Consider the following 13529-nt stretch of genomic DNA (forward strand, 5'->3'; position numbering starts at 1 on the left):
ACGGGGGCGGGCCGAGTCATCGGCCCGCCCCTTCACGTTCACCGGAAATCCCCCGTATGCCTCGAAAACCGTAACCGATTCACTCCATCGGCCGTTCCCGGGCAAGGCCCTGTACACCGCCGCTACCGCCCGCGCCGACCCATGGATGTCCCTTGCCCAGGTTCAGTGTCATCGTCCCCGCGTACAAGGTTCAGGCGTACCTGCACGAGTGCCTCGAATCGGTGCTGTCCCAGTCGTACGGCGATCTCGAGGTGATCGCCGTCGACGACCGTTCGCCGGACTTCTGCGGCGAGATCATCGACGAGTTCGCGGCCCGGGACGCGCGGGTGCGCGCCGTGCACCTGCCGGAGAACGTCGGCCTGGGGCGGGCCCGCAACGCAGGGATGGAGGAGGCGACCGGCGACTACCTGCTGTTCCTCGACTCCGACGACACGCTCACCCCGGACGCGCTGCGCACGATCGCCGACCGGCTGCGGGAGACGGGCGAGCCGGACGTCCTGGTCTACGACTACGCGCGGACGTACTGGACGGGCCAGACCGTGCCCAACAAGTTCGCGGCGCAGCTCAGCGAGGACGGCCCGGCGCCGTTCCGGCTCAAGGACCGTCCGGGGCTGCTCAGGGTGCTGATGGTGGCCTGGAACAAGGCCTACCGGCGGGAGTTCGTCGAGCGCGAGGGCCTGCGCTTCCCGCCCGGCTACTACGAGGACACGCCGTGGACGTACCCGGCGCTGATGGCAGCCAAGACCCTCGCGACGCTGGACCGGGTCTGTGTGCACTACCGCCAGCGCCGCCGGGGCAACATCCTGTCCACCACCAGCCGCGGTCACTTCGACGTCTTCGAGCAGTACGACCGGGTCTTCGAGTTCGTCGAGCGGCGGCCCGAACTCGCCGAGTGGCGGCCGGTGCTGTTCCGTCGCATGGTCGACCACCTGTCGACGGTGTTCACCAAGCGCGACCGGCTCCCGCGCGGCACGCGCGCCGAGTTCCTGCGCATGGCCCGCGCCCACTACCGCCGTTACCGCACCCCGGGCGCCTCGGTCTCGCTGCGCTGCCATCTGCGGCACACGCTGGTCCACTTCGGCGTGCACCGCACCTACCGGACGCTGCAGGGGTTCATCACCCTGCTCCGGCGCACGCACAAGGCGGCCTCGAAGCTCACCCGGGCCCTGCGGGCGGGCGTCCTGCAGGCCCACTACCGGATCCAGCTGCGGCTGCCGCTGCGCGCGGACCGGGCCGTGTTCGCCGCGTACTGGGGCCGCGGGCACGGCTGCAACCCGGGCGCACTGGAGGCCGCGTTCCGCACCTTCGCGCCGCAGGTGCGCACGGCGTGGATCGCCCGCCCCGAGCACCGGCCGGCCGTCCCGCCGGGACCGCGCCATGTGCGCCCGGGCACGGCCGCCTACTGGACGGCGCTGGCCCGCTCCAAGTACCTGGTGAACAACGTCAACTTCGACCGGCGGCTGGTCAAGCGCCCCGGTCAGGTCTTCGTGCAGACCCAGCACGGCACCCCCCTCAAGCACATGGGCCTCGACCTCCAGGAACGCCCGGCGGCCGCCCGCGACATGGACTTCGCCAGGCTGCTGGGCGGCGTCGACAAGTGGGACTACGTGCTGTCCGCGAACCGCCACACCACGCTCACCTGGGAGCGCGTCTACCCGGGCCGCTACGAGACCCTCGAGTACGGCTACCCGCGCAATGACGTGTTCCAGCAGGCGACCTCGGCGGACGTGGCCCGGCTGCGCGAGTCGCTCGGCATCCCCCGCGACACGATCGCCGTCCTCTACGCGCCCACCCACCGCGACTACCGCCGCGTCCAGCGCTCCCACCTCGACCTGGAGCGGCTGCTGCGCCGGCTGGGCCCGCGCTTCGTGATCCTGGCCCGCGCCCACTACTGGCAGGAGGCCCCGCCCGTCCGGGAGGTGCCGGGGGTCATCGACGTCAGCGACCACCCGAGCGTGGAGTCCCTGTGCCTGGCCTCGGACGCGCTGGTCACCGACTACTCGTCCCTCATGTTCGACTACGCCAACCTGGACCGGCCGATCGTGATCCACGCCGACGACTGGGAGGCGTACGAGGCGGCCCGCGGCACCTACTTCGACCTGCGGGCCTTTCCGCCCGGCGCGGTCGCGCGCAGCGAGGACGAGCTGATCGACATCTTCGCGACCGGCCACTGGCGCGGCTCCCGCTCGGCCCAGCTGCGCGCCGCGTTCCGGGAGCGGTTCTGCCCCCACGACGACGGCCGCGCCGCCGAGCGGGTCGTCCGGCGGGTGGTGCTGGGCGAGACGGAGCCGCCCGCGATCGTGCCGCTCGCCGAGCGCCGCCCGGTGCCGTCGGCGGCGCAGACGGCGGCCTCGGCGCAGCCGGGGCGCGCGCCGAGCGCCATCGTGCCGCGGCCCTCCGCCGAATCCCAGCCCGTCGCCGACACCGCCCTCTGAAACATCTGAGATATCCGAGACGTCAGAGACATCCGAAACAGAAGCAGAAACAGAAGCAGCGAGAGAGAAAGAGCAGCATGCCCCGCTTCAGCATCATCGTCCCGTCGGCGCCCCGGCGGGGCACGCTGGACTCCGTCCTCGCCCAGTCCTTCGGCGACTTCGAGCTGATCCCGGTCGGCGACGCGCCCGATGCGTGCGCCGTGCGGGACTCCCGGGTGGTCCCGGTGCAGTCGCCGCCGTCGTCGGGCCCCGCCGGGGCGCGCAACGCCGGGCTGCGGGCGGCGACCGGCGCGTATCTGCTGTTCCTCGACGGCGACGACTCGCTGGCCCCGGGCGCGCTCGCGGCGCTGGACGCCCGGCTGGCCGAGACCGGCGACGTGGACGTCCTGTACGCCGAGCACGAGCGCGTCCCCTGGTGGGAGGGCGAGCCGGCCAACCCGGCGGCGGCGCTGCTGGCGACGACCCCGCAGGACGCCTTCTCGCCCGCCGAGGCCCCGCAGCTGACCGGGGTGCGGCTGCCCGCGTGGGGCACGCTCTACCGGCGCTCCTTCCTCGCCGAGCACCGGCTCGCCTTCCCCGACGGGCACTTCACGGACGTCGGCTTCGGCGGGCTGGCCACCGTGCACGCCGAACGGGTCGCGGTGCTGCGCTCGGTCGTCGTACGGCATCTCCTGCGGCGGCAGGGCGACCCGGAGAACGGGCCGGGCGGGCATCACACGGAGCTCCTGGACCGGGCCGAGCTGGTGCTGGACCGGGCGGCCGAGCTCGGGCTGTCCGAGGACCGGTCGGGGCCGCTCTTCGAGCAGCTCTTCGCGGCCGTCCTGAAGACCGCCGCGCATCCGACCCGGCTGCCGCGCCTGCGCCGCCGGGCCTTCTTCCGGCGCGCGGGACGGCTGTACCGGCGCCACCGCCCGGCCGGTTTCCGCAGGCCGGGCGGGAGCCTGGGGGTGCAGCACCGGCTGCTGGCGGCCGGCGCGTACACGGCGTTCCACGCGCTGCACAGCGCCCACCGGAAGGCGTCGGCGGCCGGTCGGCGCGTCCCGCGCGCCGAGGGAGCGCGCACCCGCCTGCACTACCGGCGTCAGCTGCGCCGCCGGATCGATCCCGACCTGGCGGTGTACTGCGCCTACTGGGGCCGCGGCTACGCGTGCAACCCGGCCGCGATCCACGCCAAGGCGGCCGAGCTCGCCCCGCACATCCGCTCGGTGTTCCTCGTGACGGCCGACCAGGTGCACGCGCTGCCGGAGGGGATCGACCACGCCGTCATCGGCAGCCGCCGCTACTGGCAGGTCCTGGCCCGCGCCAAGTACCTCGTCAACAACGCCAACTTCGAGGGGGCCGTCGTCAAACGCCCCGGCAGCGTGCATCTGTCCACGCAGCACGGCACCCCGCTGAAGAAGATGGGCGTCGAGCAGGCCGCGTACCCGGTGGTCGCCGCCGCCACCGGAAGCTTCGACCGGCTGCTCGGCCGGGTCGACCGCTGGGACTACAACCTCAGCTCGAACCGGCTCTCCACCGAGGTGTGGGAGCGGTCCTTCCCCGCCCACTACGAGATGCTCGAATACGGGTATCCGCGCAACGACGTCTACTACACGGCGACCGCGGACGACGTCCGTCGCGTCCGCGAGCAGCTCGGCGTCCCCGAGGGCCGTACCGCGCTGCTGTACGCGCCGACGCACCGCGACCACGACTCGGGGTTCGACGCCCGGCTCGACATGGAGGCGCTGTGCGAGGCCCTCGGGGACGACTTCGTGGTCCTGCTGCGCGCCCACTACTTCTACGACGACGAGCGCGCCCGTCCGCGCGACGAGCGGATCATCGACGTCACCGGGCACCGCTCGTCCGAGGACGTGTGCCTCGCCGCGGACGCCCTCATCACCGACTACTCGTCGATCGTCTTCGACTACGCCAACCTCGACCGGCCCATCGTCGTGTACGCCGACGACTGGGACGTCTACCGCGAGACGCGCGGAGTCACCTTCGACTTCCTGGGCGCGCCGCCCGGCCCGGTCGCCCGTACCCCCGACGAGCTGGCCGCCGTCTTCCGCTCCGGCCGCTGGGCGGACGCGGAGGCGGCCGAGCTGCGCGCCCGGTTCCGGGCCCGGTTCTGCGAGTTCGACGACGGACGCGCCGCCGAGCGCGTCGTACGCCGGGTGCTGCTCGGGGAACCGGCCGAGCGGATCGAGCCCGCCGTGCCGCTCGCCCGCCGCACGCCCGCGCCCGCCGCCGTGCCGACCGCCGCCGCCGCTACGAGGAGCTGACCTTCGTGCCCCGCTTCAGCGTCATCGTCCCTGTCTTCAAGGTGCAGGGCTTCCTGCGCGAATGCCTCGACTCCGTCCTCGAGCAGTCGTTCGACGACCTCGAGGTGATCGCCGTCGACGACTGCTCGCCCGACGGCTGCGGAGCGATCCTCGACGAGTACGCGGCCCGCGACCCGCGGCTGAAGGCCGTCCATCTGCCCGAGAACGTGGGCCTGGGCCGCGCCCGCAACGCCGGCCTGCCGCACGCCACCGGCGACTACGTCCTCTTCCTCGACAGCGACGACCGGTACACGCCCGGGCTGCTGCGGGCGGTCGCCGACCGGCTCGACGCGACCCGCGATCCCGACATCCTGGTCTTCGACCACGTCCGCACCCACTGGTGGGGCCGCGCGGGCCGCAGCGACGCCGCCGACCTCCTCGAACAGGCCGGCGCCGACACGTTCGCGCTGCGCGAGCGCCCCGAGTACCTGCACCTGTTCCTGGTCGCCTGGAACAAGGCGTACCGCCGGGACTTCTTCCTGGACCACGGCTTCCAGTACCGGCCGGGGCTGTACGAGGACGCGCCCGTCACCTACCAGACGATGGTCACGGCGGAGCGGATCGCCTGTCTGGACCGGGTGGGCGTCGAGTACCGGCAGCGGCGGCAGGGCGCGATCACCCGCACCCCCGGGCGCAAGCACTTCGACATCTTCGAGCAGTACGAGGGGCTCTTCGCCTTCCTCGCCGAGCGGCCCGGCCTCGACTGGGCCCGACCGCTGCTGTTCGAACGGGCGCTGGACCACATGCTGTTCGCCGTGGCCCGCCCGGAACGAGTCCTGCGCGGCGACCGCAGAGCGTTCTACCGGCAGATCCGGGCCTTCTACCGCAGGCACGTTCCGCCGGGTTTCGTCGCGCCCCGGGAGGCCCGCCGTACGGAGATCCGGCTGCTGGCCGCCGCCCCCTACAGCGCCCACCTCGCCCTCGGCGCGGCACGACGCGGCCGCCGGACGGTCGGGCGGAAGGCGCGGCGGATGCGCGACCTGGTCGTGCGGCGCCTCAAGCGGTCCTGGTACCGGCTGCAGCTGCGGCGGCCCCTCGACCCGGATCTCGCCGTGTACTCCGCCGGACACAGCCGCGCCGTGAACGGCGATCCCCACGCGATCCGCCTGCGGGCCGCCGAACTGGCGCCGCAGCTGCGGGGCGTGTGGGTGGTGCGGCCCGAGGCGGCGGCGCTGGTGCCCCCGGGCACGGAGTACGTGACGACGGGCTCCTGGCGCTACTACCGGGTGATGGCGCGTGCGAAGCACTGGGTCAACGACTGCAACTGGGCCGGTGACCTGGTGAAACGGCCCGGTTCGGTGCATGTGCAGACGCACCGGGGCACGCCGCTCAAGTACATGGCGCTGGACCTCCGGAGCCGTCCGGGGGCCCGGCACGGCACCGACCTCCGGGGCATGCTGCGGCGCAGCGACCGATGGGACGTCAGCCTGGTGGCCAACCGGCACTCGGAGGAGGTCTGGCAGCAGGCCTACCCCTGTCACTTCACCTCGCTGCGCAGCGGGAGTCCCCGCAACGACGTCCTGGTCGGGGGCGGGGCCGGGCGCGGCGCGGAGCTGCGCGAGCGGCTGGGCGTCGGGCCGGCCGAGACGGCGGTGCTGTACGCGCCGACGCTGCGCGACTACCGCAAGGGCCGCCATGTGTGGCGGGTCGACCTGGAGGCGCTGGCCGGTTCGCTCGGCCCCGGGTTCCGGCTGCTGGTCCGGCTCCATCCGAGCCTGGCCCGTCATCACGACCGGGCGCTGCTGCTGCGTGATCTGCACCGGCGCGGTGCGCTGACCGACGTCACGGACGAGCCGCACGTCGAGGATGTCCTGCTGGCCTGCGACGCCCTGATCACCGACTATTCGGCGCTGATGTTCGACTACGCCAACCTGGACCGGCCGATCGTCGTGCACGCCGACGACTGGGCCGCCTACCGGGCGAGTCGGGGCGCGTACTTCGACATCACCGCCGAGCCGCCGGGGCATGTGACGCGCTCCGACGCGGAACTGGCGGAGGCGTTCCGCTCCGACGCATGGCAGGACGCCGAGTCGACCCGGCTGCGGGCGGCGTTCCGGGAGCGCTTCTGCGCGTACGACGACGGACGGGCCGCGGAACGCGTCGTGCGACGGATCCTGCTGGGCGAGGCACAGGACGCGCAGGACGCGCAGGCCGGTGAGGGTCGTGCCGTCCGCATCCCCGCACCCGTCGACCGCTCGGCGCGGCTTCCCGAGTACCGCTGACCCGTGCGGCCTAGCTTTCGGGAGCGCGGCGCCGCGACAGGGAAAGCGTGACGAATGCGCCCCTGTGCCCGTACCTCCTGGCAGCCGACGCCGTACCGGTTCTGCGGAACTCTGGTCTGGCTGGCGATGTCGCTCGTGTACTGGATCGACCCGCTCGGCCGCGCCGCGGTGGCCGATCCGGTCGGCCTGCTGGTGCTGCTGACCGGGATCGGCCGCTTCACGCGCGTGCTGACGGACCGCCGGTGGGCGCCGGTCCTGGGCTGTCTGTCCGCCGTGGCGCTGCTCTGGGCCGGCGACCCGGGTCAGCGGTCGGCGTTCGCCGTCGGGCTGACCTTCTGGGCGTGGGCGTCGACGGGCACGCGCGCGGGGGCGGTCCGCCGCACGGTCCGCCATGTCGGCCCGAGCGGGCTCGAGAGCTGCTGGGGGTACGCGTGGCTCGGCGCGCTGTACGGGCTGATCCTGCTCGTGGACGCGGTCGCGTTCGGCGTGGCGGCGGTCGGGGCGGTGGTGTTCGTCGCGGTCTGGGAACGCGACCGGCGGGCCGCCGTGCTGGGCCGGTGGGCGCTCACCGCGGCGGTGCCGCTGGCGGTCCTGTACCTGCGTCCGCACCTGGCCGGCCGCGCCCTGAGCCTGCCCGGGTACTTCTGGCTGGTGCTGCTCGGGGTGCCCGCGCTGTGGCTGCGGGCCCGGCGGACGAGACGGGCGGCGGCTCGGCCGGCTCCCGCCGAGACCCACTCGATGCGATGAAGGCAGGGGACAGAGGGCCGGGGACCGAGGACCGGCAGGTCACTCGGTCCCCGGGGAACCGCTCATCGAAGTCCGCGCGCTGACGACTGCGCGCCGGCCACTGCTCGCTGACGACTACTCGACGACGAGGTCGACCTCGATGTTGCCGCGGGTGGCGTTGGAGTAGGGGCAGACCTGGTGGGCCTGCTCGACGAGCTTGCGGCCGGTCGCCTCGTCCACCGCGTCGGGCAGCTCCACGCGCAGGGTCACCTTCAGGGCGAAGCCCTCGCCCTGCTTGCCGATGCCGACCTCGGCGGTCACCGCGGCGTCGCTGACGTCGACCTTCGCCGCGCGGCCGACGAGGCCCAGGGCGCTGCCGAAACAGGCGGCGTAACCGGCGGCGAACAGCTGCTCGGGGTTGGTGCCCTCGCCGTTGCCGCCCATCTCCACCGGGAAGCCCAGTGCGAGGTCGATCTTGCCGTCGGAGGAGACGGCGCGTCCTTCGCGGCCGTGGGTGGCGGTGGCGACAGCGGTGTAGAGCGCGTCCATGGAAAACCATCCCTCTCAGGTCGTTCCGGCGGCCCGGTCCGGCCGCCTCACGGAGATAAGTAGAGCACACAATTCAATTGGGCACAATCAAATGGCGCGTAAGGGCTACCCTGGAGTCATGAACGCCCCGCTGCCCTCCGTCGGCCAGGAGAACGCCACCGAGAACTGGCTCCGCCTGGACCGCCAGATCTGTTTCTCCCTGCACGCCGCGTCGCGCGCCTTCAACGGCGTCTACCGCGTGATCCTCAAGGACCTCGGGCTCACCTATCCCCAGTACCTGGTGATGCTGGTCCTCTGGGAGGAGGGCCCGCTGCCCGTCAAGAGCCTGGGCGAACACCTGCGCCTGGACTCCGGCACGCTCTCGCCGCTGCTCAAGCGCCTGGAGGCGGCCGGCCTGGTCCGACGCGAGCGCAGCGCCCGCGACGAGCGCTCGGTGGAGGTACGGCTGACCGAGGAGGGCGCGGCGATGCGCGATCGGGCCCTGGAGGTGCCGCGCAGGATCGTCGGCGCCACCGGCTTCGAACTCGGCGAGATCGGCGACCTGCGCGAGCGCCTGGACCAGCTCACCGCGGCACTGGACGCGGCGGTGACGGAGGAGACGCCGGGGAGCCGGTAGCGGGAAGCCCCCTCCGCGAAGGCATCAACCATCAAAATGCATCAACACACCCCATGGCGTGCAATGGGGTGCTAAGACATGCCATCACGGGCAATCGACGAGGGGGCGGTCTCGAATGACCTGGTTGATCACGGGCGGCGCCGGCTACATCGGGGCGCACATCGCACGGGCGATGACCGAGGCGGGCCAGCGGGCGGTGGTCTACGACGACCTGTCCACGGGCATCGCCGAGCGCGTGCCGGACGACGTGCCGCTGGTGGTGGGCTCGACGCTGGACGGGGAGCGGGTCGCGCGCACCCTGGCCGAGCACTCCGTCACCGGTGTCGTGCACCTCGCGGCGAAGAAGCAGGTCGGGGAGTCGGTGCAGCGGCCGCTGCACTACTACCGGGAGAACATGGAGGGCCTCAGAGTCCTCCTGGAGGCGGTGACCGCCGCCGGCGTGCCGTCCTTCGTGTTCTCGTCCTCGGCCGCGGTGTACGGCATGCCGGACGTGGACCTGGTCACCGAGGACACCCCGTGCGTCCCGATGTCGCCGTACGGCGAGACGAAGCTGGCCGGCGAGTGGCTGGTGCGGGCGACCGGCCGGGCCACGGGCCTGTCCACGGCCGCGCTGCGCTACTTCAACGTGGCCGGGGCGGCACGCGCGGACCTCGCGGACGTGGGCGTGTCCAATCTCGTCCCCATGATTTTCGAGAGGCTCACCGAGAACGCGCCGCCGCGCATCTTCGGCGACGACTACCCGACCCCCGACGGCACCTGCGTCCGCGACTACATCCACGTCGTCGACCTGGCGGAGGCCCATGTCGCCACGGCCCGCGCGCTGGCGGCCGACCCCGGCCGTGAGCTGATCCTCAACATCGGGCGCGGACAGGGCGTCTCGGTACGGGAGATGATCGACCGCGTCAACGCGGTCACCGGCCACGACCGGCCGCCGACGGTCACCCCGCGCCGCCCCGGCGACCCCGCCCGCGTCGTCGCCGCCGCCGACCGCATCGCCGCCGAACTGGACTGGAAGGCCACACACGACATCCAGGACATGATCACCTCGGCATGGGCGGGCTGGGTACGCCTGCATCCACAGGCGGCTCGGACGTAGGAAGACCCGAGCGGCCTCGCAGGCTGCCCGCGTGATCGCCCGGAGATCCTCGCCGAGGTCCACCCCGACCACCGGGAGCGCTACGCGGTCGTCCTGGCCCCGGACCGGCGTCCCGACCTTGCCGCACTGCACGTGCCGCTGCCCGGGTCCGGCGACCGGGTGCTGCGGTTGCCCGAACTCACCGAGCCGGCCGGGCGGTTGGCGGAGGCGGAGGCGGGTCAGGCGTTGTTGAGGTAGGCCAGCACGGCCAGCACCCGCCGGTGTCCGGTGTCGCTCGCCGGGAGGCCCAGCTTCAGGAACACATTGCCGATGTGCTTGCTGACGGACCGCTCGGTGATGACGAGGGCGCCGGCGATGGTCGTGTTGTCGCGGCCCTCCGCCATCAGCTTCAGCACCTCGCGCTCGCGCGGGGTGAGCGAGTCCAGCGGCGAGTCGCGGCGGCGGGTCATCAGCTCGGTGACGACCTCGGGGTCGAGAGCCGTGCCGCCGGAGGCGACCCGCTCCAGCGCGTCGAGGAACTCGTCCACCCGGCCCACGCGGTCCTTCAGCAGATAGCCGACCCCGCTCGCGCCCCCGCCCAGCAACTCGGCGGCGTAGGACTCCTCGACGTACTGGGAGAGCACCAGCACCGGCAGGCCGGGGATCTTCTCGCGGGCCTCCAGCGCGGCCCGCAGGCCCTCGTCGCGAAAGCCCGGCGGCATCCGCACATCGAGCACCGCCACGTCCGGCCGGTGTTCGAGCAGTGCCGGAAGGACCTCGGGGCCGGAGCCGGCGACGGCTGCCACCTCGTGCCCGGCCGACGTCAACAACAGGACGAGGCCCTCCCTCAGCAGGGCGTTGTCCTCGGCCAGGACGACTCTCATAACCGGCTCGACTCCCCTCACAGCGCCTTGATGGCCGCGGCGGTCGCCCGCGCCAGCGCGCCCAGGTATCCCTTGGGCAGCTTCGGGCTGCGGATCACCACCGAACGCCAGTAAAGCGGACCGGAGATCAGATCGAGCGCCAGCTCCTGATTCAGCCCCTCGCGGATCTCGCCGCGCTCGGCCGCCGCCGCCACGATCTTCAGGGCGACGCCCTCCTGCCCCTCCTTCAGCACCTTCTGCAGGGCCTCGGCGATCTCGGGGTTGCGGGCCGCCTCGGCCTGCAGGTCCGGGATGATCTGCGAGGCCACCGGGTGCCGCAACGCCCGCGAGGTCACCTCGTAGAGCATCCGCAGATCACCCTCCAGGCTGCCCGTCTCCGGGGCCGGCAGCCCCTGCACGGCGATCACCGAGACGATGTCGAGGACGAGGTGCAGCTTGGAGCGCCAGCGCCGGTACACCGCGGTCTTGCCCACGCCGGCCCGACGGGCGATGCCCTCGATGGACATCCGGGCGTAGCCGACGGTCGCGAGCTCCTCGAACACGGCGGCCCGGATGGCCTCCGTCACATCCTCGCGGAGCACGGCCGCGCCCGCGGGCGCCCGGCGGCGCGGGCGCACCTGGGGTCCATCGGCGTTCGTCGCGTTCGTCGTCATGCCGACCAGCATAGGGCGTTACGACGAAACGGTTGCGTTCCGGCGTCAACTCGGCCTACTCTCACGTTGCGACGATACGGTCCCGTCCCGACGTAAGAAAACGTAAAGAAAAGCGTAAGGAAAACGTCGGGGAGCACGGGGTGCCGGACGCCCGCACCCCCTCCCCCCGAGTGAAAGCAGCGGATGTGAGTCAGGTCCTCCACACACCGCCCCGGACAACGGACGCCGTGCCCGACGGCGACCTCGCGGCCCTCGCCGCCCGTCACGGCCTCACGGTCAGCGGTGCCCGCCCCTCCCTGCCGGAGTACATCGGCCAGCTCTGGGCGCGCCGCCACTTCATCACCGCCTTCGCCACCGCCAAGCTCACCACGACGTACAGCCAGGCGAAGCTGGGCCAGGTCTGGCAGGTGATGACCCCCCTGCTGAACGCGGCGGTCTACTACTTCATCTTCGGCGTCCTGCTGGACACCAAGCGTGGCGTGGCGGACTTCATCCCGTTCCTGGTCACGGGCGTGTTCGTGTGGACCTTCACGCAGACCTCGATCATGACGGGCACCCGGGCCATCTCCGGCAACATCGGCCTGGTCCGGGCCCTGCACTTCCCGCGGGCCGCGCTGCCGATCTCGTTCTGTCTGCAGCAGCTGCAGCAACTGCTGTTCTCGATGGCCGCCCTGGTGTTCATCCTGCTCGCCGTCGGCGTGCCGCCGTCCCCCTCCTGGATCCTCGTGATCCCGGCGCTGACGCTACAGTTCGTCTTCAACGCGGGCGTCTCGATGATCATGGCCCGGCTGGGCGCCAAGACGCCGGACATCGCCCAGCTGATGCCGTTCCTCCTGCGCACCTGGATGTACATCTCGGGAGTGATGTGGAGCATCGACAACCTGATCGACAAGCACGCCGGCATGCCGCCCTGGGTCGCCGACCTGCTGAGGGCCAACCCCGCCGCCGTCTACATCGACCTGATGCGCTTCGCCCTGATCGACACGTTCCACGCGAGCCAGCTGCCGCCCCACGTGTGGCTGGTCGCGACCGGCTGGGCGGTGCTCGCCGGCGTCGGCGGGTTCATCTACTTCTGGAAGGCTGAGGAGACGTACGGCCGTGGCTGACAACGCAAACCGCACCGCCCCGCAGGACATCGCCGACATCACCGCCGAGCGTGCCCCCACCGTCATCGCCGACAGCGTCGACATCGTCTACCGCGTCAACGGCACCGTCGGCGGCAAGGGCAGCGCGACCGCCGCCCTCAACCGGATCGTGCGCCGCAAGCAGGCCGACAAGGTGTCCGGCGTCCGCACCGTGCACGCCGTCAAGAACGTCTCCTTCGTCGCCTACAAGGGCGAGGCGATCGGCCTGATCGGCACCAACGGCTCCGGCAAGTCGACCCTGCTCAAGGCGATCGCCGGGCTGCTCCCGGTGGAGCGCGGCAGGATCTACACCGACGGGCAGCCCTCCCTCCTCGGCGTCAACGCCGCCCTGATGAGCGACCTGACGGGCGAGCGCAACGTCTACCTCGGCGGTCTGGCCATGGGCATGACCCGGGAGCAGATCAAGGAGCGCTACCAGGAGATCGTCGACTTCTCCGGCATCAACGAGAAGGGCGACTTCATCTCCCTGCCGATGCGCACGTATTCCTCCGGCATGGGCTCCCGGCTGCGCTTCTCCATCGCCGCCGCCAAGGACCACGACGTCCTGCTCATCGACGAGGCCCTGGCCACCGGCGACGCCAAGTTCCGCAACCGCTCCGCGGAGCGCATCCGTCAGATGCGCGAACACGCGGGCACGGTGTTCCTCGTCAGCCACAGCAACAGCTCGATCCTCGACACCTGCGAGCGGGCGCTGTGGCTGGAGCGCGGCGAACTGATGATGGACGGGACCGCGGAAGACGTCATCAAGGCGTACGAGGCCTTCACCGACCCCAAGGCCAAGAAGAAGCCCGCGGCCGCGGCCAAGTAGCCCGGACGGACGAACCTGTTCGACCGCTCGACACGCGAGTAGGGCGCCCCCCGACGGATCGGGGGGCGCCCTTCTGCTGTCAGCGGTCCGGCCCACGGCCTACACCTGGCGGCCTA

The 13529-nt window shown here is 72.0% G+C and carries 11 protein-coding genes and 1 pseudogene; 9 read left to right on the top strand and 3 right to left on the bottom strand.

Going from position 1 to position 13529, the window contains the following annotated elements; genetic code table 11:
• The first annotated feature begins 152 nt into the window (after positions 1–152).
• The 4 genes from ABZ725_RS27885 to ABZ725_RS27900 all read left to right on the top strand — a co-directional run bounded on the left by ABZ725_RS27885 (position 153) and on the right by ABZ725_RS27900 (position 7704).
• On the top strand, positions 153–2435 hold the full coding sequence (locus ABZ725_RS27885; RefSeq protein WP_358805275.1) for a bifunctional glycosyltransferase family 2 protein/CDP-glycerol:glycerophosphate glycerophosphotransferase: 2283 nt from the start codon (positions 153–155) through the stop codon (positions 2433–2435).
• Between the two features lie 77 nt (positions 2436–2512).
• On the top strand, positions 2513–4696 hold the full coding sequence (locus ABZ725_RS27890; RefSeq protein ID WP_358805276.1) for a CDP-glycerol glycerophosphotransferase family protein: 2184 nt from the start codon (positions 2513–2515) through the stop codon (positions 4694–4696).
• A 5-nt stretch (positions 4697–4701) separates the two neighbouring features.
• On the top strand, positions 4702–6957 hold the full coding sequence (locus tag ABZ725_RS27895) for a bifunctional glycosyltransferase family 2 protein/CDP-glycerol:glycerophosphate glycerophosphotransferase (protein ID WP_358805277.1): 2256 nt from the start codon (positions 4702–4704) through the stop codon (positions 6955–6957).
• 54 nt (positions 6958–7011) lie between these two features.
• Positions 7012–7704: a hypothetical protein gene (locus ABZ725_RS27900; protein ID WP_358805278.1), complete on the top strand. Its 693-nt coding sequence runs from the start codon at positions 7012–7014 to the stop codon at positions 7702–7704.
• Between the two features lie 114 nt (positions 7705–7818).
• On the opposite strand, the gene ABZ725_RS27905 is transcribed toward ABZ725_RS27900, so the two are convergent.
• Entirely contained in the window at positions 7819–8232 is a 414-nt protein-coding gene (locus ABZ725_RS27905) for an organic hydroperoxide resistance protein (RefSeq protein ID WP_351917154.1), read from the bottom strand.
• Positions 8233–8350: 118 nt separating this feature from the next.
• Here ABZ725_RS27905 and ABZ725_RS27910 point away from each other — a divergent pair, with 118 nt between their 5' ends.
• The 3 genes and pseudogenes from ABZ725_RS27910 to ABZ725_RS27920 all read left to right on the top strand — a co-directional run.
• Complete coding sequence (locus ABZ725_RS27910) at positions 8351–8848, top strand: MarR family transcriptional regulator (RefSeq protein ID WP_351917156.1); 498 nt, start codon at positions 8351–8353, stop codon at positions 8846–8848.
• 115 nt (positions 8849–8963) lie between these two features.
• The gene (gene galE / locus ABZ725_RS27915; protein ID WP_358805279.1) at positions 8964–9944 is read left to right on the top strand and encodes a UDP-glucose 4-epimerase GalE; all 981 of its coding nucleotides are present in this window, start codon (positions 8964–8966) and stop codon (positions 9942–9944) included.
• Positions 9945–9983: 39 nt separating this feature from the next.
• Positions 9984–10181, top strand: a pseudogene (locus ABZ725_RS27920) (hypothetical protein); the annotation flags it as partial.
• Here ABZ725_RS27920 and ABZ725_RS27925 read toward each other — a convergent pair.
• Both ABZ725_RS27925 and ABZ725_RS27930 read right to left on the bottom strand, forming a co-directional pair.
• A complete protein-coding gene (locus ABZ725_RS27925; protein ID WP_351917171.1) occupies positions 10163–10807 on the bottom strand; it encodes a response regulator transcription factor in 645 nt (214 codons plus the stop codon). The pseudogene ABZ725_RS27920 and the gene ABZ725_RS27925 sit on opposite strands and share 19 nt — an antisense overlap.
• Positions 10808–10824: 17 nt before the next feature.
• Positions 10825–11472: a TetR/AcrR family transcriptional regulator gene (locus ABZ725_RS27930; protein WP_358805280.1), complete on the bottom strand. Its 648-nt coding sequence runs from the start codon at positions 11470–11472 to the stop codon at positions 10825–10827.
• 173 nt (positions 11473–11645) lie between these two features.
• Here ABZ725_RS27930 and ABZ725_RS27935 point away from each other — a divergent pair, with 173 nt between their 5' ends.
• On the top strand, positions 11646–12566 hold the full coding sequence (locus tag ABZ725_RS27935) for an ABC transporter permease (protein WP_351917175.1): 921 nt from the start codon (positions 11646–11648) through the stop codon (positions 12564–12566).
• 28 nt (positions 12567–12594) lie between these two features.
• Positions 12595–13413, top strand: a complete 819-nt coding sequence (locus ABZ725_RS27940) for an ABC transporter ATP-binding protein (protein WP_358805320.1) — start codon at positions 12595–12597, stop codon at positions 13411–13413.
• The last annotated feature ends 116 nt before the right edge of the window (positions 13414–13529 follow it).

The sequence above is a fragment of the Streptomyces sp. NPDC006872 genome (assembly GCF_040635845.1).
Classification (GTDB): Bacteria; Actinomycetota; Actinomycetes; order Streptomycetales; family Streptomycetaceae; genus Streptomyces.

What these genes read in the sequence shown, in the direction of transcription:
- ABZ725_RS27925 (WP_351917171.1), bottom strand. Translation starts at nt 10,807, where the DNA reads ATGAGAGTCGTCCTGGCCGAGGACAACGCCCTGCTGAGGGAGGGCCTC.
- ABZ725_RS27930 (WP_358805280.1), bottom strand. Translation starts at nt 11,472, where the DNA reads ATGCTGGTCGGCATGACGACGAACGCGACGAACGCCGATGGACCCCAG.
- galE (WP_358805279.1), top strand. Translation starts at nt 8,964, where the DNA reads ATGACCTGGTTGATCACGGGCGGCGCCGGCTACATCGGGGCGCACATC.
- ABZ725_RS27905 (WP_351917154.1), bottom strand. Translation starts at nt 8,232, where the DNA reads ATGGACGCGCTCTACACCGCTGTCGCCACCGCCACCCACGGCCGCGAA.
- ABZ725_RS27910 (WP_351917156.1), top strand. Translation starts at nt 8,351, where the DNA reads ATGAACGCCCCGCTGCCCTCCGTCGGCCAGGAGAACGCCACCGAGAAC.
- ABZ725_RS27900 (WP_358805278.1), top strand. Translation starts at nt 7,012, where the DNA reads ATGCGCCCCTGTGCCCGTACCTCCTGGCAGCCGACGCCGTACCGGTTC.
- ABZ725_RS27890 (WP_358805276.1), top strand. Translation starts at nt 2,513, where the DNA reads ATGCCCCGCTTCAGCATCATCGTCCCGTCGGCGCCCCGGCGGGGCACG.